This is a genomic window from Derxia lacustris (assembly GCF_002105195.1).
GTDB classification, from domain to species: domain Bacteria; phylum Pseudomonadota; class Gammaproteobacteria; order Burkholderiales; family Burkholderiaceae_E; genus Derxia; species Derxia lacustris.
In genome coordinates, this window is sequence record NZ_MUHU01000002.1 from 372,145 (window position 1) to 394,453 (window position 22,309).

Annotated in this window: 18 protein-coding genes; 12 read left to right on the plus strand and 6 right to left on the minus strand. The window is 69.4% G+C overall.

The features are described 5' to 3' along the window. Positions 1-4 precede the first annotated feature (4 nt). The 3 genes from B9P64_RS23505 (at position 5) to B9P64_RS03460 (ending at position 4,381) form a co-directional block, all read left to right on the plus strand. Positions 5-1,687, plus strand: coding sequence for a multinuclear nonheme iron-dependent oxidase (locus B9P64_RS23505; protein ID WP_176256707.1), 1,683 nt, complete (start codon positions 5-7; stop codon positions 1,685-1,687). Beyond that, positions 1,653-2,111: a DoxX family protein gene (locus B9P64_RS03455; RefSeq protein ID WP_085314817.1), complete on the plus strand. Its 459-nt coding sequence runs from the start codon at positions 1,653-1,655 to the stop codon at positions 2,109-2,111. Before B9P64_RS23505 ends, B9P64_RS03455 begins: the two co-directional genes overlap by 35 nt. A gap of 68 nt (positions 2,112-2,179) precedes the next feature. Next, positions 2,180-4,381 carry a PhoX family protein gene (locus tag B9P64_RS03460; RefSeq protein ID WP_085314818.1) on the plus strand — a complete coding sequence of 734 codons (2,202 nt, stop codon included), beginning with the start codon at positions 2,180-2,182 and terminating at the stop codon, positions 4,379-4,381. Between the two features lie 87 nt (positions 4,382-4,468). Here the strand turns inward: B9P64_RS03460 and secA are convergent, their stop codons facing one another. After that, a complete protein-coding gene (secA, locus tag B9P64_RS03465) occupies positions 4,469-7,228 on the minus strand; it encodes a preprotein translocase subunit SecA (protein WP_085314819.1) in 2,760 nt (919 codons plus the stop codon). Positions 7,229-7,448: 220 nt separating this feature from the next. Between secA and B9P64_RS03470 the strand changes: the two genes are divergently transcribed. The 9 genes from B9P64_RS03470 (at position 7,449) to B9P64_RS03510 (ending at position 15,943) form a co-directional block, all read left to right on the plus strand. Continuing rightward, a complete protein-coding gene (locus tag B9P64_RS03470; RefSeq protein WP_085314820.1) occupies positions 7,449-7,913 on the plus strand; it encodes a hypothetical protein in 465 nt (154 codons plus the stop codon). An 86-nt stretch (positions 7,914-7,999) separates the two neighbouring features. After that, positions 8,000-9,115: a hypothetical protein gene (locus B9P64_RS03475; protein ID WP_085314821.1), complete on the plus strand. Its 1,116-nt coding sequence runs from the start codon at positions 8,000-8,002 to the stop codon at positions 9,113-9,115. A gap of 29 nt (positions 9,116-9,144) precedes the next feature. Then, a complete protein-coding gene (locus B9P64_RS03480; protein WP_085314822.1) occupies positions 9,145-10,347 on the plus strand; it encodes a toxic anion resistance protein in 1,203 nt (400 codons plus the stop codon). Then, positions 10,344-11,915 carry a vWA domain-containing protein gene (locus B9P64_RS03485; RefSeq protein ID WP_235839881.1) on the plus strand — a complete coding sequence of 524 codons (1,572 nt, stop codon included), beginning with the start codon at positions 10,344-10,346 and terminating at the stop codon, positions 11,913-11,915. The genes B9P64_RS03480 and B9P64_RS03485 overlap by 4 nt, the downstream gene beginning before the upstream one ends. Beyond that, the gene (locus B9P64_RS03490) at positions 11,915-12,565 is read left to right on the plus strand and encodes a hypothetical protein (RefSeq protein ID WP_085314823.1); all 651 of its coding nucleotides are present in this window, start codon (positions 11,915-11,917) and stop codon (positions 12,563-12,565) included. The genes B9P64_RS03485 and B9P64_RS03490 overlap by 1 nt, the downstream gene beginning before the upstream one ends. Before the next feature lie 10 nt (positions 12,566-12,575). After that, positions 12,576-12,791 (plus strand): CopG family ribbon-helix-helix protein, encoded by a 216-nt coding sequence (locus tag B9P64_RS03495; protein ID WP_176256708.1) that lies wholly within the window; start codon positions 12,576-12,578, stop codon positions 12,789-12,791. Positions 12,792-12,798: 7 nt separating this feature from the next. Continuing rightward, entirely contained in the window at positions 12,799-13,167 is a 369-nt protein-coding gene (locus B9P64_RS24895) for a PIN domain-containing protein (RefSeq protein WP_085314825.1), read from the plus strand. A 258-nt stretch (positions 13,168-13,425) separates the two neighbouring features. After that, positions 13,426-15,348 (plus strand): MerR family transcriptional regulator, encoded by a 1,923-nt coding sequence (locus B9P64_RS03505; RefSeq protein WP_139826122.1) that lies wholly within the window; start codon positions 13,426-13,428, stop codon positions 15,346-15,348. Positions 15,349-15,358: 10 nt separating this feature from the next. Next, entirely contained in the window at positions 15,359-15,943 is a 585-nt protein-coding gene (locus B9P64_RS03510) for an RES family NAD+ phosphorylase (RefSeq protein WP_085314827.1), read from the plus strand. Positions 15,944-15,973: 30 nt separating this feature from the next. On the opposite strand, the gene B9P64_RS03515 is transcribed toward B9P64_RS03510, so the two are convergent. Genes B9P64_RS03515 through B9P64_RS03535 form a run of 5 tightly spaced genes read right to left on the minus strand, consistent with a single transcriptional unit; the run spans position 15,974 to position 22,308 of the window. Further along, a complete protein-coding gene (locus tag B9P64_RS03515) occupies positions 15,974-17,095 on the minus strand; it encodes a hybrid-cluster NAD(P)-dependent oxidoreductase (protein ID WP_085314828.1) in 1,122 nt (373 codons plus the stop codon). Positions 17,096-17,111: 16 nt separating this feature from the next. Next, positions 17,112-18,380 carry an aromatic ring-hydroxylating oxygenase subunit alpha gene (locus B9P64_RS03520; protein WP_085314829.1) on the minus strand — a complete coding sequence of 423 codons (1,269 nt, stop codon included), beginning with the start codon at positions 18,378-18,380 and terminating at the stop codon, positions 17,112-17,114. Positions 18,381-18,435: 55 nt separating this feature from the next. After that, on the minus strand, positions 18,436-19,215 hold the full coding sequence (locus B9P64_RS03525) for an electron transfer flavoprotein subunit beta/FixA family protein (RefSeq protein ID WP_235839882.1): 780 nt from the start codon (positions 19,213-19,215) through the stop codon (positions 18,436-18,438). Beyond that, the gene (locus tag B9P64_RS03530) at positions 19,208-20,368 is read right to left on the minus strand and encodes an electron transfer flavoprotein subunit alpha/FixB family protein (protein WP_085314831.1); all 1,161 of its coding nucleotides are present in this window, start codon (positions 20,366-20,368) and stop codon (positions 19,208-19,210) included. The genes B9P64_RS03525 and B9P64_RS03530 overlap by 8 nt, the downstream gene beginning before the upstream one ends. Continuing rightward, positions 20,365-22,308, minus strand: a complete 1,944-nt coding sequence (locus tag B9P64_RS03535; RefSeq protein ID WP_085314832.1) for a DUF3483 domain-containing protein — start codon at positions 22,306-22,308, stop codon at positions 20,365-20,367. Before B9P64_RS03535 ends, B9P64_RS03530 begins: the two co-directional genes overlap by 4 nt. Position 22,309: the final 1 nt, after the last annotated feature.

Consider the following 22,309-nt stretch of genomic DNA (forward strand, 5'->3'; position numbering starts at 1 on the left):
CGCCGTGACGACCGCCCCTGGCATTGGCGGCGCAGTCCCGGTCGGCATCGGGCTGCGCGCGCCGCATCACGCGGCCTTCGCGGCCGGGCTCGGGCCGGAGCACGCCGCGCGCCGGCCCGACTGGCTCGAAGTGCATTCGGAAAACTACTTTGCCGAGGGCGGCGCCGCGCCGGCGCTGCTCGACCGGCTGCGCGCCGACTGGGCCGTCAGCCTGCACGGCGTGGGGCTGGGGCTCGGCTCGGCCTGCGGGCTCGATGGCGCGCATCTGGCCCGACTGGCGCGGCTGGTGCGGCGCGTGCAGCCGATGCTGGTGTCGGAGCATCTGTGCTGGGGCGCGGTGCCGGGGCGCCATCTCAACGACCTGCTGCCGCTGCCGCTCGACCGGGCCACGCTGGCGCTGATGGTCGACCGCGTGAGCGCGGTGCAGGACGCGCTGGGCCGCGGCATCGCCATCGAGAACGTGTCGGCGCTGCTGCGCGCCGCCGGCGACGAATACGACGAGAGCGGCTTTCTGGTCGAGCTGGCGCGGCGCAGCGGCTGCCGGCTGCTGGTGGACATCAACAATTACGCGGTCAACCGGCACAACCTGGGCGTGGATGCGCGCGCGGCGCTCGCCGCGATCCCGCGCGAGCTGGTGGCCGAGGTGCATCTGGCCGGGCATTCGGTGGTGGACGGCGTGGCCATCGACGACCACGGCAGCGCGGTCGGCGCCGAGGTGCTCGCGCTGTACGGCGAGTTCATCGCGCGGGTCGGACCGGTGCCGACGCTGATCGAGCGCGATTGCGCGATCCCGCCGCTGGCCGAACTGCTGGACGAGGCCGGCGCGGTGCGCGAGCTGGCGCGGCGGCGGCTCGCGGCCGGCGCGCCCGCATCGCCGGCGGTGGCCCGGCCCGCTGCTATCGCGGCCACCGCCGCAAGCGCGGCGGAGCGGCCGCCGCTGGCCGACTGGCAGCAGGCCTTCGCCGATGCCATCGTCGACCGCGACGCGACGCCGGCCTTCCTGCCGCAGTGCCGGCTGCATGAAGCGGGCGCGGCCAGCACGACCGACGCCGCCGCCCTCGCCCACCGCCTCGCGCTCTATCGCGGCAACCTCGCGGCCCATGCCGGCACTGCGCTGCGCGGTGCCTATCCCGCGATTGCCGAGGCGCTTGGCGACGATGCGCTCGACCGCATCGCGCGCCAGCTCATCCGCCAGCACCCGTCGCGCAGCGGCAATCTCGACGCCTGGGGCGAAGCGCTGCCGGGCTTCCTCGCCGGGCAGGCCGAGCCCGCGCTGGCCGACCTCGCGCGGCTCGACTGGGCGCGCCATCTCGCCTGGTCGGCGCCGGACGCGCCTGCCCTCGCGCTCGCCGACCTCGCCGCCGCCGACCCCGAGGCCGTGGCCGACTGGCGCCTCGCCAGCCACCCGGCCGCCGCGCTCGTCGCCTGCGACGACGGCTGCCGGCTCGTCGCGCGGCCGGCGCAGCACGCCGATGTCTGGCCGCTCGACCCGGCGCAGACGCGCTTCTTCCGCCAGCTCGCCGCCGGCACGCCGCTCGGCGACGCCGCCGCTACCGCCGGCCTCGACGCCGCCGCGCTCATGCAAACCCTCGCGCTCGGCATCGAGGCCGGCGCCTGGCTCCCGCCCCAACCTTCTTCGAAAGCCCTTCGCCATGACCGCGCTGCTCTCGCTCTGGATGCCGATTGACCGTCTGCTGGCCGGCTGGGGCCTGTCGCTCTGGCTGCTGGCGCTGCGGCTCTACGTCGGCTGGCAATTCTTCGGCTCCGGCCTGGTGAAGGTGCAGGACTGGTCTTCCACCGTCGCGCTGTTCGAGACCGAGTATTCGGTGCCGCTGCTGTCGCCCCAGCTGGCGGCGCTGGCCGGCGCGGGCGGCGAGCTGCTGCTGCCGCCGCTGCTGTTCGCCGGCCTGTTCACGCGCCCGGCGGCGCTGGCGCTGGCGGTGGTGAACGGCGTGGCGGTGCTGTCGTATCCGGCGCTGTTCGGCTTCGACTGCCCGGCCGCGATCCAGTCGCATGCGTGGTGGGGCGCGGCGCTCGTCGGGCTGGGTTGTGCCGGCGCGGGGCGACTGTCGGTCGATGGCTGGCGCGCCGGTCGGGCCGGCAGGGCTTAGTCGCCGCCTGTCATGAAGCCTTCAAACGCGGCCACCACCCTTCGCGCTCCTTTCATCCGGAGCCCACCATGAAGCATCTCCCCGAGCACAACGGCGCCGACCACGACGAAGACGCCGTCGTCAATCCTTCGGCCAATCCGCATTTCAACGACGTGCTCGGCGCGCGCCTGTCGCGCCGCGGCCTGCTCAAGGGCGGCGCGGGCGCGGCGGCCATGTCGATGCTGGGCGCCTTCACGCTCGCCGGCTGCAACAGCGACGACGATGACGACAAGGGCACCAGCCAGCCGGTCAGCGCGCTCGGCTTCACCGCCGTGGCCAAGAGCCAGGCCGACAGCGTCTCGATCGCCAGCGGCTATACCGCCACGCCGGTGCTCAAGCTGGGCGACCCGATGAATGCGGCCACCGCCGCCTACAGCAATGCCGGCACCGACAGCGGCGACTCCTTCGCCAACCGCGTCGGCGACCATCACGACGGCATGTTCTGGTTCGGCGTCAATGCCGCCGGCACCGGCTGGGACGCCAGCGTCTCGTCGCGCGGCCTGCTCGCGATGAACCACGAGAACATCACCCAGCTGTTCCTGCATGCCAACGGCCCCACCACCGTGAGCAATGTGCGCACCGTGGCCGACGAGTGCATCAAGGAAATGAACGCCCACGGCGTGTCGATCAACGAGCTGGTCAAGTCGGGCGACAGCTACGCGCATGTGGCCACGTCGAGCTTCAACCGCCGCATCACCGCGCTCACGCCCATCGACCTGTCGGGCCCGGTGGCGCAATCGGCGCTGGTCGTCACGCGCTACTCCACCAGCGGCGCCGCCACGCGCGGCACCATCAACAACTGCGCCAACGGCAACACGCCCTGGGGCACCTACCTCACCTGCGAGGAAAACTGGGCCGGCTACTTCAAGCGCGCCAGCGGCGACGACGCCCTGCGCAGCGCCGCCGAAGTCACGGCGCTCAAGCGCGTGGGCATTGCCGCCGGCGCCAACGGCAGCTACCGCTGGACCACCGCCACGCCCGCCGACGCCAGCGACACCCGCTTCGCGCGCTGGGATGCGAGCGTGACCGGTGCCAGCGCCAGCGCCGATTTCCGCAATGCGCCCAACACCTTCGGCTGGGTCGTCGAGATCGATCCGTTCGCGCCCTCGGCCGCGCCGCGCAAGCGCACCGCGCTCGGCCGCTTCGCCCACGAAGGCGCCTGGCTCGGCCCCGTCACCGCCGGCAAGCCGCTGGTCTGGTACATGGGCGACGACTCGCGCAACGAGTACGTCTACAAGTTCGTGTCCAGCGCCAACTGGGACGCCGCCGACATCGGCAAGGGCTATGCGGCCGGCGACAAGTACCTGAACAGCGGCAAGCTCTACGTGGCCAGGTTCAATGCCGACGGCAGCGGCCAGTGGATCGAACTCGCCTTCGGCAGCAACGGCATCGGCGCCACCTCGGCCAACTATCCGTTCGCCAGCCAGGCCGATGTGCTCGTCAACGCGCGGCTCGCCGCCGACGTGGCGGGCGCCACCAAGATGGACCGGCCCGAGTGGACGGCGGTCAACCCGGTCAACGGCGAGGTCTACGTCACGCTCACCAACAACAACGCCGCCAACCGCCCGGTCAGCGCCGTCGACGCCGCCAATCCGCGCCACTACAACGACAAGAAGACCACCGGCGCCGACCAGTGGGGCAATCCCAACGGCCACATCCTGCGCTGGCGCGAAGCCGGCAGCGACCCGGCCGCCACCAGCTTTGCCTGGGACATCTTCGTGTTCGGCGCCCGCTCCACCGCCGATGCGACCAACGTCAACATCTCGGCGCTGACGGCCGACAACGACTTTTCGAGCCCCGACGGCCTGTTCTTCAGCCGCGCCAACCCGGGCCTGCTGTGGATCGAGACCGACGACGGCGCCTACACCGACGTGACCAACTGCATGCTGCTGGCCGCCGTGCCGGGCAAGGTCGGCGACGGCGGGGCGCGAACGGTGGCCAACACCGGCAGCGACGGCAGCAGCAAGTCGGTCGCCACGCTGGTCGGCAAGGCGCCGGGCACGCTGCTGCGGCGCTTTCTGGTCGGCCCCAAGCAATGTGAACTGACCGGCCTGGCCGAAACGCCCGACGGCGAAACCCTGTTCGCCAACATCCAGCATCCGGGCGAGGACAGCGCCTCGGCCACCGACAGCGCCAGCTACGGCAGCCACTGGCCGGATGGCGGCACGGCGCGTCCGCGCTCGGCCACGCTGGTGATCCGCAAGACCGGCGGCGGCAAGATCGGCGTGTGATGGCGGGCGGCCGCCGCAGCGCGGCCGCCCCAAAAGCGGAACGGGCCGCCGAAGCGACCCGTTCCGTTCACCGCAAGCGCGTCCGGCTCAGCCGAGCTTGCCGTGGCACTGCTTGAACTTCTTGCCCGAGCCGCAGGGGCAGGGATCGTTGCGGCCGACCTTCACGCCGGACACCGGCTCGGCCACGGCCAGCGCCGCCGGCGCGCCCGCATCGCCGGCCGCCACTTCGGCCAGATCGTCGAACTCGGCATGCCGGCCCTGGGCATGCGCCAGCAGACCTTCGCCGGCCTGCTCGATGCGCTCTTCCGCCTCGACCACCTGCTCGGGGCTCTGCACGCGCACGCTCATCAGCATGCGGGTCACTTCCAGCTTCACCTTGTCGAGCATCTGGCCGAACAGCTCGAAGGCCTCGCGCTTGTATTCCTGCTTGGGGTTCTTTTGCGCGTAGCTGCGCAGGTGGATGCCCTCGCGCAGATAGTCGAGCCCGGCCAGATGCTCGCGCCAGGCGCTGTCGACGGCTTGCAGCATCACGCTGCGCTCGAAGCCGTTGAAGGCTTCGCGGCCCACCAGCGCCACCTTGGCCGCGTAGGCGTCGTCGGCCGCCGCGATCACGCGTGACAGCAGCTCGTCGTCGGTGAGCTTGTCGTCGGCTTCGAGCCACGCCGCCAGCGGCACGTCGAGCCGCAGGTCCTCGCGCAGGATCGATTCCACCGCCGGCAGGTCCCACTGCTCTTCGACCGCGTTTTCCGGCACATGGGCGCGGAACAGGTCGGTGATGACGCCGTGGCGCAGGTTGCCGACCATCTCGCCCAGATCGGCCTCGGCCAGGATGTCGTTGCGCTGCTGGTAGACCACCTTGCGCTGGTCGTTGGCAACGTCGTCGTACTCCAGCAGCTGCTTGCGGATGTCGAAGTTGCGCGCCTCGACCTTGCGCTGCGCGCCCTCGATGCTGCGCGTGACGATGCCGGCCTCGATCGCCTCGCCTTCGGGCATGTTCAGCTTGTCCATCACCGCGCGCACCCGGTCGCCGGCAAAGATGCGCAGCAGCGGATCGTCGAGCGACAGGTAGAAGCGCGACGCGCCCGGATCGCCCTGGCGCCCGGCGCGGCCGCGCAGCTGGTTGTCGACGCGCCGGCTCTCGTGGCGCTCGGTGCCGATGATCTTGAGGCCGCCCTCCTTCACCACGAGGTCGTGCTGCGCCTGCCAGTCGTCGCGCAGCTTCTGCGCCATCACGGCCTTCTGCTCGTCCGACACGTCCTGGCCGGTCACCGTCAGCTCGATCTGCTTCTCGACATTGCCGCCGAGCACGATGTCGGTGCCGCGACCCGCCATGTTGGTGGCGATGGTCACCGCGCCCGGCTTGCCGGCCTGGGCCACGATCAGCGCCTCGCGCTCATGCTGCTTGGCGTTGAGCACCTCGTGCGGCAGGCCGGCCTTGGTCAGCGCCGCCGACAGCACTTCCGAGTTCTCGATCGAGGTGGTGCCGACCAGCACCGGCTGGCCGCGCTTGTGGCACTCGGCGATGTCGGCAACGATGGCCGCATGCTTCTCGGCCGCGCTGCGGAACACCTGATCGTTGTAGTCCTTGCGCTGCGGCACGCGGTTGGTCGGGATCACCACCGTTTCGAGCGAATAGATTTCCTGGAACTCGTAGGCCTCGGTATCGGCCGTGCCGGTCATGCCCGAGAGCTTCTCGTACATGCGGAAGTAGTTCTGGAAGGTGATCGAGGCCATGGTCTGGTTCTCGGCCTGGATCTTCACGCCTTCCTTGGCCTCGACGGCCTGATGCAGCCCGTCGGACCAGCGCCGGCCGACCATCATCCGGCCGGTGAACTCGTCGACGATGGTCACCTCGTTGCCGCGCACCACGTAATGCTGGTCGCGGTGGAACAGGTAGTGCGCGCGCAGCGCCGCCATCAGGTGATGCATCAGCGCGATGTTGGCGGCGTCGTACAGCGACGCGCCCTCGGGCAGCAGGCCCAGGCGGGTGAGCGTTTCCTCGGCCTTGGCGAAGCCGGCTTCCGACAGCGTGATGCGCTGGGCCTTCTCGTCGAGCCAGAAGTCGCCGGCCGCCTCGGGCCCGTCGGGCTTGGGCTCCTCGGTCATGCGCACCATGGTCGGCGGCACGACGTTCATCTTGACGTAGAGGTCGGTGTGATCCTCGGCCGGCCCGCTGATGATGAGCGGCGTGCGCGCCTCGTCGATGAGGATCGAGTCGACCTCGTCGACGATGGCGTAGACGAGGCCGCGCTGAACCCGGTCGCCGACGCCGTAGACCATGTTGTCGCGCAGGTAGTCGAAGCCGAATTCGTTGTTGGTGCCGTAGGTGATGTCGGCGGCGTAGGCGGCCTGCTTCACGTCGTGCGGCATCTGCGACAGGTTGATGCCGGTGCTCAGGCCCAGAAAGCCGTAGAGCTTGGCCATCCACTCGGCATCGCGCTGGGCGAGGTAGTCGTTGACGGTGATGACATGCACGCCGCGCCCGCTGAGGGCGTTGAGATAGACGGGCAGCGTGGCGGTCAGCGTCTTGCCCTCGCCGGTGCGCATCTCGGCGATCTTGCCGTAGTGCAGCACCATGCCGCCGATCAGCTGCACGTCGAAATGGCGCATGCCCATCACGCGCTTGCCGGCCTCGCGCACCACGGCGAAGGCCTCGGGCAGCAGCTCGTCGAGCGTGGCGCCCTTGGCCAGCCGGTCGCGGAACTCGCCGGTCTTGGCCTTGAGCTGCTCGTCGCTGAGCGGCTGGATCGACGCTTCGAGCGCGTTGATGTCAGCCACCGTGCGGCGGTACTGCTTGAGCAGCCGGTCATTGCGGCTGCCGAAAATTTTCTTGACGAATCCGAGCATGGGGAGACACCAGAAGGTCCGCGCCACAGGGGGCGGGGCGGACCGCGCGACGCGGCGCTCGGGACCGGCGGCGCAGCGGGCAGGCTGCGCCAGACGGATCGAAGGACGCGCCGTGCGTGGGGAAATGGGACGGCCGTTCGATGTGTTGCGACTCTGGCGCGCGCCTTGAAAGCCGCTTGACGGGCGCCGGAAAAAACGCTGGGCATCTTAACATCGGGTCATGTCACGTCCGCGCGCACTCCCCCTCACCAACTGGCTGTCCGATGTGGAAGGCCTCGGCCCGCTCATGCCGTCGGTCGACCGGCTCATTCAATTGCAGGCCAGCGTCGACCGCTTCTGCCGCAGCCGGCGGCTCGGCGCGGTGTGGGTGCGCGAGACCGTCGGCCTCGCGCTCAAGCCGCGGCTGCTGCTGGTGGTGGGCATGCAGGCGCAGGCGGTCAAGCTCAAGAATGCGGCGCCCGGGCTGCTCGACCAGCTGCGCGCCGAGGGCTGGAATTTCCACGACATGCAGGTGCGCGTGAAGTACGGCATCGGCGAGGCGGCCTGGGCGCCGGCGCCGGATCACCCGCCCAAGCCGGGGCTGAAGGCGGAGCAGGTGGCAGGGTGGGAGCGGCTGGCCGACGAGCTGGATGAGGGGCCGCTGCGCGAGGCGGTGCTGCGGCTGGTGGCGCATCACCGGGGGTAAGCGGCAGGCTTCCATCGCCTTTCGGCCATCACCGCAGCGTCATCACACACCGTCATCATCGACGCGACTCCACAACGGGAATCGCGTTGGAAATCCGCAAGCTGGTCGCCCCTGCCTTCGCCGCGCTGCTGCTCGCCGGCGTCGGCGCCGGCATCTGGGTCTCGCATGAAAGCGTCGGCGTGCAGCAGGCCGCGCGCGTCGAGCAGGCGAAGCAGGTCAGCCTGCGCGGCCTGATCGGCTCGGAGAAGGAAGCCTTCTTCGCCGACCCGCGCGTGCAGCAGGCGCTCGCGGCGCAGGGCATCGCGGTCACGGTCGAGAAGGCCGGCTCGCGCGCCATCGCCAGCCGCTACGACGCGGCCAAGTACGACTTCGGCTTTCCGTCCGGCGCGCCGGCGGCTACCCAGTTGAATCGGCAGGCGAAGGCGGCGCGCGTGTTCACGCCCTTCTTCACGCCGATGGTGCTGGCGAGCTGGCGGCCGATCGCCGACATCCTGGTTGCCAACGGCATTGCGGCGCGCGAGGGCGAGGTGTTCTACGTCGTCGATCTGCCGCGCCTGATGACGCTGATGGCGCAAAGCACGCGCTGGCGCGACCTGAAGCAGAGCGCGGCCTTCGCCAGCGGCAAGTCGGTGCTCATCGCCTCGACCGATGTGCGCACGTCCAACAGCGCGGCGATGTATCTGTCGCTGGCCAGCTATCTGGCCAACGATCAGCAGGTGGTGCAGAGCCAGGACGACCTCGACCGCGTGCTGCCGGTGGTCGAGCCGCTATTCCTGCGCCAGGGCTTTCAGGAGCAGTCGTCGGCCGGGCCGTTCGAGGACTACCTCGCGCTCGGCATGGGCAAGACGCCGCTGCTGATGGCCTACGAGTCGCAGCTGGTGGAGTTTCTGCTGCGCCATCCGGAGCGTGCCAAGGCCGGCGACATGGTGCTGATGTATCCGAAGCCGACCGTCTTCTCCAAGCATGTGCTGGTGCCCTACACGCCGGCCGGCGAGCGCCTCGGCGTCGCGCTCGAAACCGATCCGGCGCTGCGCGAGCTCGCGCACGAATACGGCTTTCGCACCGGCGGCGAGGTGCGCGGCCCCGAGGTCTGGGCCAGGGCCGGCGTGCATGTGCCCGAGCAGCTCGTCGATGTCATCGATCCGCCGAGCCAGGAATGGCTCGAACGCATGACCGTCGCCATCGAGGCGCGGTTCCGCTAGTCCGCAGCAACACCATCGGGAGTCCGACCATGAGCAGCTCCGCAGCGCCGCAAGACTTCACGCTCGAACCGCCCGCGCCGGTCGCGCCAGTGCCGCTCGAATCGGCCGGCGGGCGCATCCGGCTCAAGCCCGAGGAGCTGGGCCAGCTCGACGAGCAGGTGCGCCAGTTCATCGGCGACATCACCGACTGCGACAGCCGCGACCCGAAGTTCAAGGCCGCCATCGAGCGCATCCATTCGATGGGCAACAAGGACATCGAGGCTTCGGCATCGATGTCGAACCGCATGCTCGACCGGCCGGTCGGCACGCTCAAGAACGGGCTGATCGACCAGGGCTCGGAGATCGGCGCCGGCCTGCTCGACCTGCGCCGCACGGTCGAGGAGCTGGACCCGTCGCGCCAGGGCGATCTGTTCAGCCCGCGCAAGCTGCTCGGCTTCATTCCGTTCGGCAACAAGCTCGTCGACTACTTCCAGCGCTACCAGTCGTCGCAAAGCCATCTCAACGCGATCATCGAGGCGCTGAAGCGCGGGCGCGACGAGCTGCTGCGCGACAACGCCGCCATCGAGCAGGAGAAGGCCAATCTGTGGACGCTGATGGAGCGGCTGGAGAAGTACGTCTACCTCGGCCGCAAGCTCGACGAGCAGCTCGAAGCGCGGGTCGCGGCGCTCGACGCGAGCGACCCCGAGAAGGCGCGCGTGGTGCGCGAGGAAATGCTGTTCTACGCAAAGCAGAAGCAGACCGATCTGCTCACCCAGATGAGCGTGAACATCCAGGGCTATCTGGCGCTGGACATGATCCGCAAGAACAACCTTGAGCTCATCAAGGGCGTGGACCGCGCGACGACCACCACCGTGTCGGCGCTGCGCACGGCGGTGATCGTGGCGCAGGCGCTGGCGAACCAGAAGCTGGTGCTCGACCAGATCGCGGCGCTCAACACCACGACCGGCAACCTCATCGCCGCGACCAGCGAAATGCTGCGCACCCAGACCGCCGCGATCCATCAGCAGGCGGCGTCGGGGACCATCGAGATCGCCAAGTTGCAGCAGGCGTTCCAGAACATCTACGCGACGATGGACGCGGTGGCCGATTTCAAGGTGCAGGCGCTGGCGTCGATGCAGACGACCGTGGACACGCTCGCGCACGAGGTGCAGAACGCGCGCGGCTATCTCGACCGCGTGCGCCGCGACGATGCCAAGCAGGCGCTGGCGGCGCCGACCGGCGTGCAGCTGTGAGCAAGCGGCGCGTTCTGCTGGCGCTGGCGGCGGTTGCGGTCGGCGTGATGGCGAGCCGCGCCTTGCGCCAGCAGGACACCGCGCCGGTCGCCGCGCCGGCGCAGACCGCCTTCACCGTGCTCGCCGGCTCGGAGCTGCGCGAGCTGGAGCCGGGCCTGGTCGACGCCGCGCGCGCCGCCGGCGTCACGCTCAGGCTGAGCTATGCCGGCACGCTCGACATCGTCGAGCGCATCAACGCCGGCGAGCGCTTCGACGCGATCCTGCCGCCGAACGGCGCCTATCCGGCGCTGGCGCTGGCCACGCCGCCGGTCGCGCGCGACAAGCTGTTCTATTCGCGCGTGGCCTTTGGCGTGAAGCCGGCGACGCTCGCCGCGCTCGGCTGGGACCGGCGCAATCCGGGCTGGGCCGACATCGCGCGCGCCGCCGGTGCCGGAAAAATCCGCTATGCGATGACCAATCCGGCCAGCTCCAACACCGGCATGAGCGCGCTGTTCGCGGTCGCGTCGGCCGCCGCCGGCAAGGCCGACGACCTGCGTGCCAGCGAGATCGACGCGCGCATGCTGACCAGCTTTCTCGCCGGCCAGAAGCTCACCGCCGGCAGCTCGGGCTGGCTCGCCGAGGCCTACGCGAAAGACCCGTCGGCGGTCGATGCGATGGTCAATTACGAGGCCGTGATCCTGCGCGGCAATGCGGCGCTCGCGCCCGCCGACCGCCTGACGCCGGTCTACCCGACCGATGGCGTGATCTCGGCCGACTACCCGCTGATGCTGCTCGACGGCACTCGCCGCGCCGACTACGACAAGCTCGTCGCGGCCTGGCGCGCACCGGCCTTCCAGCGCGACGTGGCGGCCGCCGCCTTCCTGCGCCCGGTGCTGCCCGAGGTTGCGCCCATCGCCGCGCTGCCGAGCGCGCCGGTCGCCGAACTCGGCTTTCCCAACCGGCTCGACGTGATCGATGCGGTGCTCACGTCCTATCAGGCCGACTGGCGCCGGCCGTCCACCTCGATCTTCGTGCTCGACACCAGCGGCTCGATGGAAGGCGCGCGCATGGACGCGATGCGCGCCGCGCTCAAGCTGCTGGCCGGCGCCGACGCGAGCAGCGCCAGCACGCGCTACGCCCGGTTCCAGAGCCGCGAGCGCGTGGTGCTGATTGCCTTTTCCAACAACGTGAGCGCGCCGGTGCGGCTCGGCTTCGACGCCGCAGCGCTCGACGCCGGCCGCCAGCAGCTGCGCGCCCAAGCCGACGCGCTGGTCGCGCACGGCGGCACCGCCATCTTCTCGGCCGTGCTCGCGGCGCAGGAAATCGCCGCCGCCGAGCAGGCCAGCGACCCGGACCGCTTCGTCAGCATCGTGCTGCTGACCGATGGCGAGAACACCGCCGGCATCCCGTTCGCCACCTTCCGTGAGCGCATGGCCGGCCGACCCGTGACGCGCGTGTTCCCGATCCTGTTCGGCGAAGCCAGCGTCGACGAGATGACCCAGCTTGCCGCGCTCACCGGCGGCCGCGTGTTCGATGGCCGCAAGGCCGCGCTCGGGCTCGTGTTCAAGGACATCCGGGGCTATCAGTGATGAACGCGGTCGCCGGCGCCCGGCCGCTGAAACTGCGGCTGCTGATCTTTCTGTACGGCAACGCCAACATCGGCGGCTGCGCGGTCGGGCTGCTCGGGCCGGCGCTGCTGCTTGCCGGCCTGATCGGCCCCGGCTGGCCGCTGATTACCGCCGGGCTTTACGGCGTCGGCTGGCTGCTCGGCAGCGCGGTCGGTGCCCATCCCGAGATCGCGCGCCGCATCGAACACGACCTCGACGCGGCAGAAATGCTCGACCGGCTCGACGCGCTCGCGGCCAAGGTCAGGCCGCATCTCGACTCGGCGATGAATGCGCGGCTCGCCGGCATCCGCGCTTCCGTCGCCGAAGTGCTGCCGCGACTGGCCAGCGCGCGCAGCCATGACGACGACCTGTACACGGTGCGCGAGACGGTGCTGAGCTATCTGCCCGCGACGCTCGCCAACTACGTCGCGCTGCCGCCGGCCTTCCGCGCCAGCCATCCGCTCAAGGACGGCAAGACCGCGCATGCGCTGCTGCAGGACCAGCTCGCGCTGCTCGACGACCAGCTGCGCGAGGTGGTCGCCAACGTAGCGCATGCCGATGCCCAGGCGCTGCTGGCCAACGGCCGCTTCCTCGAAGCGAAGTTCCGCCAGCCCGATTTCCTCGTCGGCTGAAGGCGCAGTCGTGGCCCGCACCATCGTCGAGATCCCCGATCCGCTGCTGCGCGAGATCGATGCGCTCTGCGCGCGGCTCGGCATCTCGCGCGCCGAGGCGGTGCGGCGGGCGCTGCGCGACTGGCTCCAGCAGCGCGACGCGGCGCCGGGCGATGGCTTCGGGCTGTGGGCGGGGCATATCGCCGACCGTGCCGAGCTGCATCGGCGCCTGCGCGATGCCGACTGAGCCGCCCATGCCGAACGCGCTGATCGATACCGGCCTGCTGCTCGACTACCTCGCCGGCGACGCCGCCGCGCGCGCCGCCATCGACAGCTGCGCGCATTGCTCGATCAGCGTCATCAGCTGGCTCGACGTGATGGCGCTCTGCCCGCCCGAGCTGCTCGACGAGACGCGCGCCTGGCTGCGCACGCTGGAGCGGCTGTCGGTCAGCGAAGCGATTGCGGATGAGGCGCATCGGCTGATGCTGAGCAAGCCGGGGCTGGGGCGGGCGCGGGCGCTGGTGTGGGCGAGCGCGGTGGCGAATCGGCTGGTGTGGCTGACCGGCGATGCGAGCGGGGTGGAGCCGGGGGACCGGAATGTGCGGGTGGTCGTCTTACAGTGAAGCCCAATGCGTTGTATCCGGCGTTGCTCCGGATGGGACTTGAGAGACTGGAAGTCGCACTGAACCACTGCCTGCATTGCTACTGGCGGCATCGCCAGCAACGTCGCAAGCGCTTCTATCGCACCCAGGCTTGGCTCTCTGTCAGCAAATAGCTACTTGACCACCTCATGCAGCGCTGGGATGCGCGCGTTGAAATGATTACAGTGGGTCGAAGACTTGCTGCTAGCCATCGTGAATTGCAGCCCCCACATTTTTGCCATGAGCTACCAACCACCCCGTCATCCGCTCGAAGTGCTCCGGGACATCCATCTCGCAGGTCCGATCGAGGACACCGATCCGCGCTATGTGCCGCTTGACGAGGCACGCGGCACCGAAGGGCTTGTCAAACAGTTGTCGCCGCTGTTCGGGCTCGACATCGTGCAGAAGGTGTTTTTTCCGACATCCGAGAGCCATGTCCTGCTGTTCAGCCCGATAGGCAGCGGCATGTCCACTGAACTGCTGCGCTTCTCCCACGCACTGCGTGACGACGGCAATGTGTGGCCAGTGCTACTCAACCTGCCAGACATCCTTCACATCCAAGATCTCAGCTACGGTGAATTGCTTTGTGCACTTGCGATGACCTTAGTCTCCGAACTCGACAAGTGCGGCATCGACCTACCCGAGGAGGTGCTCGCGCCGTTGAGAAATTGGTTCATCAATCCTGAGAACACGCACGGGAAAACGCAGGAACTCGCAGCGGGCATTGAGACAAGCGCGACGCCCCATGACGGCAGTCTTGCCGTCATGGGGTTTATGGCAAATCTCCCCGCGCGCTTCAAGAACAGCTCTAGTTCCAGGAACCTGCTGCGCGACGTAGCGCAGAAGACTTCCACCGAATTCACGGCACTGTTCAATGAACTCATCCGTGCCGCCGAGACCGGCATCAAGGCCGCTGGGCTCGGGTCACGGCTGCTATTCATCGTCGACGGCAACGACAGGATTCCGCCAGAAAACGCGCGGCAGCTCTTACTCGACGACTTAAAGCAGCTGCTCAGCGTGCGCGCATTCGTGCTCTTCACCGCGCCGATCAGCTTGAAGTTCAGCGACTTCGGCAAGTTCAGTGTCGACCAAGAGGTGTTGCCGATAGTCCAGCTCACTCTGCGCGACGGTACCCGGCATGCCCCCGGCTGGACAGCACTGCGTGAACTCGTCGCACGACGCATCGATACGAACGCTTTTGCTGCCCCAGCACTGATCGATCAGCTCATCGAATATAGCGGCGGCCATCCAGGTCAACTGCTGCTATTGCTACGTAAGGCCTGCGTCGAAGCTCGTGGCCCCGTGATTGACTCGAACGTAGTCGAGCAAGCGATCAATCGTGTCGCGGCGGATTTCCGCTACCAGCTCCAGCCCGCGCATTACCGGCTGCTCGCTGAAATCGACGCAGCGGGCGGCGCCAGTGTCGGCAACGATCCGCTTGCGCAGGATCTGCTGACGTGGCTTGCGCTGCTGCCGTACTGCAGTAACAGCGGGGTGTGGTGGTTGCCGAACCCGGCTATTCGGCGATTGGAGGGATATGCGGCGGCTGCGCAGGTATTGCTCAACAACGCACGTCAGAGTGTTACCGACGCCCTCGGCGACACACCCGCGACCGCATCAGCTGCGTCAACGGGCGACTTCGTGTTGCCCGCGCACGCCGGACCCTCCGGCGCGGACGAGCTATTGGCACTTGATGCCAAGCAAGACATTTTGGCTGGCTACGACCTCGACGACGGCCGCAATGTCATCCCTCCCCACCCTTCTTCCGACTACCTGCCGCCGTCCTATACCCGCGTACTGCTTGCACGCGGTCTAGCCAGACGCCTCGACAAGTTCGAGTTGGACACATTGATCTCAACCGAGGAGGCCGCCAAATTGCTCGGCACCTCGCGCGTCAAGGTGAATGCCTGGATCACCAAGGGACGCTGCATTGGCCTTGCGCAGACGAAGCGTGGCTTCCGATTGCCACGCTGGCAGTTCGAACCAGCCATCTGGGATGTGCTCCCGGAACTGTCGCAGGCACTCGGCGTAACCGACGGCTGGGCGCTGCTGGCCTTTCTCGAAACGCCCTTGGGGGCACTGGATGGTCGGACGCCGCGAGACGCTCTTTTCGTCGGGCAGGCACAGCGCGTGATCGCACTCGCGGCCGCAGAGGGAAACTGAAGGCACATAGATGAAGCCTCACGATCTAAAGTCCCTGAGCATCACAACCTTTCCCGCCGGCCAGATGCTGGCGCGAATTCAGCGTCGCCACGCCACGGATGGCAGCTCGCGCGTCAACGGACTTTTCTTGCCGCCAATTGACGACCAGCCCAAAGGCCGTTTCGACTTGGCGCACAAGCCGAGCTGCTATCTGGCCGAAACAGCGGAAACCGCTGTTTACGAAGCACTAGCGCGCCGGGAGGCGAGTCATCTAGCACTTGCCACGCTAAAAGACCGCGAACTGGTCACCGTCAAGACGCTGCGCGCTCTTGCCGTTGCGGATCTGCGCCCGCATGCACGGCCCTATCCCGTGCTCCAGTCGCTGCGCTATGCAGAGACACAAGAACTCGCGCTCAGCATTCACAACCAAGGCTGCGACGGCATCCTGTATCGCTCTGCTCAGCAAGCAGGCGCTGATTGCTGGGTCCTGTTCGGCGATGCAATCCGCGCATGCAAGGTCACTCGCCGCGCACTGCTAGCAGAGCCAGTGACCGGCGGCCTTCACCGCGTAATCGTCGAAGCCCTGCACGGGAGCCGCATTCCGCTCGTGCCGTAACCCAGCCGCCTACGGAACGCTAAGGCGCGATCAACGCTCGACCACCACATCGCTCGTCGGCACCGAGCAGCACAGCAGCCGCATCCCCGCATCGACTTCCTTCTGCCGGATGCCGCCGTTGGCTTTCATCTCGACACTGCCTTCCAGCAGCTTGGCCTTGCACGTCCCGCACACGCCCTTCGAACACGACGCCGGCACCGCCACGCCGGCCGCGCGCGCCGCTTCAAGCACGGTCTGCCCCGGCTGGCAGCTGAACTCGCGCCGCGAGCGGCTGAGCCTGACGGTGAAGGCAGCCGCCGCCACCGGCGCAGCCGGCAGCTCCGGCTCAACCTCGGCCGCACCCGCCGCCATCAGCGTCGCGAAGTCAAAGCTCTCCTCGTGGTACTGCGCCGCCGGCAAGCCGCCCGCTTCCAGCAGCGCACGCGCCGCCTGCATGTACGGCGTCGGCCCGCAGACGTAGACCTCGCGCGCCGCGTAATCGGGGCAGAGCAGCCTGAGCGCATCCAGGCTCAGCCGCCCGGTCAGCCCGGCCCAGCCCGCATCGCCCGCGCGGCTTTCCACGATGAAGCCGAGCGTCAACCCGGCATCGCGCCGCGCCAGCGCCTCAAGCTCGGCGCGGAAGATCAGGTCGGCCGGCGTGCGCGCGCTGTGCACGAAGGCAATGCTGCTGCCCGGCGCCAGGCCGTGCAGCGTGCGCGTCATCGCCATCATCGGCGTGATGCCCGAGCCGGCCGACAGAAAGAGGTATTTGGCATCCGGCTTTGGCGCCGGCAGCAGGCAGCTGAACTCGCCGCCCGGCCCCAGCGCGCCCAGCGACATGCCGGGCTTGAGGTGGTCATGCAGCCAGTTCGAGCCCGGCCCGCCCGGCACGCGCTTGACCGTGATCGCCAGCTCGTCGGGCGTGAGCGGCGACGACGAGATCGTGTAGCTGCGCGTGACCGTCTCGGCGCCGACCGGCAGGTCGAGCGTGATGTACTGGCCCGGCAACTGGCGGAACAGCCGCGGCGGCTCGGCGCGAAAGGCAAAGGTCTTCACATCGTGGGTCTCGTCGACCACGCGGGTGCAGACCAGCCGGTCGTCGGCCTCGCGGTCCCACAGCGGCGGCAGCGCGCCGCCGAGCACCGTCACTGCTCCATTGCCGTTGCGTTCCATCGCGCCCGCTCCCGCCTCAGCCCAGCGCCGCGTTCAGACGGCCCACGTACCAGCGCATGAACTTCTCGACCAGCCCTTCGGTGTATTCCGAGTAGGGGCCCGGCTCGTAGGCCGAGCTGGTCACGCCGCGCTGGGTCATCTCGACCAGCTTGCGGTCCTGGTCGTTGGTGGCGCGCCAGACTTCGGTCAGCGTGTTGACGTCGTAGTCCACGCCCTCGACCGCGTCCTTGTGCACCAGCCATTGGGTGCGCACGATGGTCTTGCCCGGCGCCACGGGCAGGATGCTGAAGCTGACGATGTGGTCGCTCATGAAGTGGTGCCAGCTGTTCGGCTGGGTCCAGAAGCTAAGGCCGCCGAGCGCGCGCTCGGTCAGGTCGCCGAGCAGCTTCTTGCAGGCCACTTCGGTGCTGATGGTCTGGCTCTCGCCGGCTTGCGTGAGCGGCAGGCGCTGGGTGCGAAAGCCCGTGGTGCGGTCGTCCAGATGGTCGATCTCGCGCGACGGCAGGCCCAGGCCTTCCCAGCGGCTGGCGCTGTCCTCGACGATGCGCTTGAACTCTTCCACCGCCTCGGTGTTGTTGCTGCCGGGCGCATAGCCAAAGCCGAATTCGTAGAGCGAGATGGTCAGCTCGGGATGGTTGGGCACGCAGTGGTAGCACTCGCGGTTGTTCTCGACCACCAGCTTCCAGTTGCCCTGCTCGACGATGTCGACCGACGCGGCGATCTTGCAATCCTTGAGCCGGTGCGGCGCGATGTACGGCGACATGATCCTGGCCAGCTCGTCGAAGTCGGCGGGCGCCTCGTCGGCCAGGCAGACGAAGATCAGGCCCTCGATGCTCTTGACGTGCACCGCCTTGAGGTTGTGCTTGCTCGCGTCGAAATCGCAGCCCATGTGGCCCGCATGCACCAGCTGGCCTTCGAGGCTGTAGGTCCAGGCATGGTAGGGGCACACCAGGTTGCCGACCGAGCCGTGCTTTTCCTCGCACAGGCGGGCGCCGCGATGGCGGCACACGTTGTGGAAGGCGCGCAGCTCGCCGTCGTCGTTGCGCACGACCAGCACCGACTCCGTGCCGAGTTCCACCGTGAGGTAGTCGCCGGCGTCGGGCACCTCGGGCTCCACGCCCACATAGATCCAGTGCTTGCCGAAGATCGCTTCGATGTCGAGCTTGTAGAGCGTCTCGTCGGTATAGAACGGCGCGTCGAGGCTGTGGCCCGGACGGCGGTTGGCAATCAGTTCACGCAGCTTGCCCGGCGTGGGCTGGAAGGTCAGGGCGGTGGTGGTGCTCATGTCGGGTGCAGGGAGTCGGTGTTGTCGAACGGCTGTGTCGTCGTTTGCGGGGGTGTCAGGTGCGTGTCGACCGCAATCCATGCTCTCCGAGGTAGCGCAGCAGGACTTGTGCTTTTTCGACAGAAGTCCCGTCGCTGACGACTTGGCCGCCGGCGCCGGCGGTATCGACGGCCGCGCTCATGCGCGCATGGCCGCTGCGCCGGTCCACCGGCTTGAGCCGGCGCGGCTTGCGCGTGGCGGCTTCCACCACCGGCGGCTGCCATGCGCTGGCCTGCGCGCCGACCGCTGCCGAGGCGACGACGCTGCCGGCCACCGCGCGCGCATGCGACCAGCGCGGCTCGCCGCCCGCGAGCGGATGCACGGCGACGATGGCCGGGCCCTGCACCGCCACGCGGCGGCGCCGGCCCTTGGGCAGGAATTGCAGCGCCTCGATACCGCCCGGTTTCAGCTCGACTTCGAGCGCCTGCGGCAGTACCGCGCAGCCCAGCGCCGCGCCGAGCAGATAGGGCAGCATCCCCGAGCCGAGGCCGTTGTCGCCGGCGCTGCCGCACAGCACCAGATCGACGCCGCGCAGCCGTGCCGCCAGCGCCGGCAGCGCATCGGCGCCGGCGGGCAGCGCGATGACCTCGACCTTGCCGGCACCGAGCGCGAGGTAGTCGCGCAGCGCCGGATTGGCCGCGTCGCCGGCATGGATCACGTCGAGCCTGGCCGCACCGTTGGCGACGAGCCTGAGCCCGAGCGCCAGCGCCGCCGCGTCGTTGCGGTTGCGGCGCCAGGCGCCGCTCACGGGATGGCGCTCGACCGAGACGAGCACCGCGATTCTTGCGTCAGCCACGGCGGCCTCCCTGTTCCTGCGCGATGGCGGCGCGCAGCGCCTGCATCACGGCTTGTGCATCGTCCACGAGCGTAAGCCCGGCGCGCTTGGCGATCGGCGCGCCCGGGTCGGTGTTGACGGCGATCACATGCCGCACGTCCTTGATGCCCTGCAAATGCTGCACCGCGCCCGAGATGCCGAAGGCGATGTAGCAGCTGGCGCGCACCGTCTTGCCGGTGGCTCCCACCTGGCGCGTGCGCGGAAACCGGCCTTCGTCGACCGCGACGCGGCTGGCGCCGACCGCCGCGCCCAGATCGGCCGCGAGGTCTTGCAGCAGCGCCACGTCGGTCACGCCGGCGCCGGCCGCGATGATGAAATCGGCTTCCTCCAGCGCGATGTCGGTCGCGGGCACGCGCTCCAGCGCGAGCGTGCGGATCGCGCCGGTCGCGGCGCTGGCGGCGTCGAGCGTCGCCGGCTCGTCGCGGCCAACCTCCTGAAGATTGGCGTCGACCGCATCGGGCGCCAGCAGCACGATGCGCGGCGCGCTGCTCACCGCATAGCCGCGCGCGCCGTCACAGGCGCTGCGCGCGACGAAGGCGGGCTCTGCGCCCTGCCCCTTCGCCAGCTCGACCACGCGCGTGGCCACGCTCGCACCCAGCCGCCCCGCCAGCCGCCGGCCCAGATCGGCGCCGCCATCCGGCGCATCGGGCAGAAAGATGTGCGCCGGCTGCCAGCGCGCAATCGCCTGCTCCACCCGCGCCAGATCGCGCGCCGGGTCCCAGCTGTCGGCCGCCGCATCGGGCAGGCTCACGACCACATCGGCGCCGCAGCCGGCCAGGCTTTCCTCGCAGCCGCCCAGCACCAGCGCAACCACCGCCGTGCGCGCGCCGGCCAGCAGCGCCGCGCCGGCAATCGTCTGGCGCGCATGACCGTCGAGCAGGCCGCGCTCGGCCTGCACCACCGCCAGCCAGAACTGCTCGGGCTCGGCACGCAGCCGCAGGCGCGGGCCAGTCGCATGCGCAGCCGTCGCCACGCCGCCCTCGCCCACCGTCGCGCCGAGCACGATGCGCTTGAGCCCCTCGGCGGTAATCACATAGGGCCGGCGCGGATCGATGCGCGGCACCGCGTCATCGTGTTGCGCGCCGGCGGGCTCGAATTGCACGGCTGCGTTCATTGCTTCACCTCCAGCGTGGCGGCCACCAGCTCGACCACGTCGATCACCTCGGGCCGGTTGCCGGTCACGCCTTCGAGCATGGCCGTGCATTGCGGGCAGGCCACGGCCACCAGCGCGGCGCCGCTGCCGCGCACATCGTCCATGCGCATGTCGGGAATGCGGCGCTCGCCCGGAATGTCGGTGAGCGGCGCGCCGCCACCGCCGCCGCAGCAACGGCTGCGCGGGCCCGCCCGCTCCATCTCGACCACGGCGATGCCGATGGTCTTGAGCAGCTTGCGCGGTGCCTCGTAGCCCGCGTTGTAGCGGCCGAGATAGCAGGGGTCGTGATAGGTGACGGTGCGGCGCTCGGCCGACTGGCCGGTCTTCAACTTGCCGCCGGCAACCAGCTGCTCCACGTAAGTCGTGTGATGCAGCACCTCCCAGCGCCCGCCGAGCGCCGGGTATTCGTTGGCCAGGCTGTGGAACACATGCGGATCGGGCGTGACGATGCGGGCAAAGCTCAGGGCGGAGATCGCCGCGATGTTGTCGCGCGCCAGCCGCTCGAAGGTGGCCTCGTCGCCCAGGCGGCGCGCGGTGTCGCCGCAATCGCGCTCGCGCGGGCCCATCAGCGCAAAGTCCACGCCGGCGGCTTGCAGCGTCCTGATGAAGGCGCGGAGAGTCCGCTGATAGCGCATGTCGAATGCACCTTCACCGGCGATCACGAGCACGTCGGTCTTGCTGCCCGGCTCGGCCAGCTTCACGCCGAGGTCGATGGCCCAGTTGGCGCGCGCGGCGTTGTCATGACCGCCTTGCGTCGCGGTCTCACGCAGGTTGTCGAGCGTCTCGGGCGCCTTGCCGGGAATGTCGCCTTCGACCAGCGCGCGGTTGCGGCGCAGCGAAACCACCGCATCCACATGCTCGATGAGCATCGGGCATTCCTGCACGCAGGCGCGGCAGGTGGTGCAGGCCCAGAGCGTCTGCGGCTCGACCAGCTGGCCGACGACGGGCGCATCGGGCGCGCCGACATGCGCGCCCACCTTCAGGCCCGGGCTCGGGCTGCCGGCATAGGCCGCATCGCTGCCGCCGGCCATGCCGACGACCAGGTCCTGGATCAGCTTCTTGGGATTGAGCGGCTGGCCGGCGGCAAAGGCCGGACAGGCCGCCTCGCACTTGCCGCATTGCACGCAGGCGTCGAAGGACAGCAGGCGGTTCCAGGCGAACTGCACCGGCTTCTCGACGCCGTATTCCTTCGCGGGCAGATCGAGCGGCGCAAGCGCGGTGCGCTCGCCCTGGCGCGCGGCCGGATCGAAGCGCGCCTGCCGCGGATGGAAGGCCAGATGCAGCAGCCCGGCGAACACATGCTTGAGCGGCCCGCCATTGCCGATGCCGAGCGCGAGCGGCAAGGCGCCGGCCAGCATCGGCAACAGCAGCAGCAGCGCAAAGCCGCCGGCCAGCGGCGACGCGACCGCGCCGTCCGCCGCCTGCGCATCGCTGCCAACGCCCCGCGCCAGCAGCAGCGTGGCGCCGGCCAGCAGCAGGCCCAGCGCCGTCACCAGCAGCAGCCTGGGGAAGCGCGCCCACGCGCCCTTCGACAGCCGCGCCGGCGCGTTCACGCGCCGCTTGACCGCCCGCACCGCACCCACCGTCATGAGCGCCGCGAGCGCCAGCAGCAGCCAGTCGAGCAGCGGCCAGTACAGCCCAAGCCCGTAGTTCAGCGCGATCACGCCAAACGAACCGATGGCGCCGCCCGCGACGAATACATGCGTGCGCGCCATCTCCGGCTCGCGCGCCACCACGTCGTGCAGATCGACGAAATAGCGCTTCGGGATCGTCGCCAGCAGCGCCCAGTCGAGCGGCGCCGGCGCGCCCGCGCGCCACAGCGCCGCGCGCTTCATCACGCCCGTCGCCACCACCGCGACGAGGCCCCAGAACGCGGCCGTGACCGCAACAGCGAGACTCATG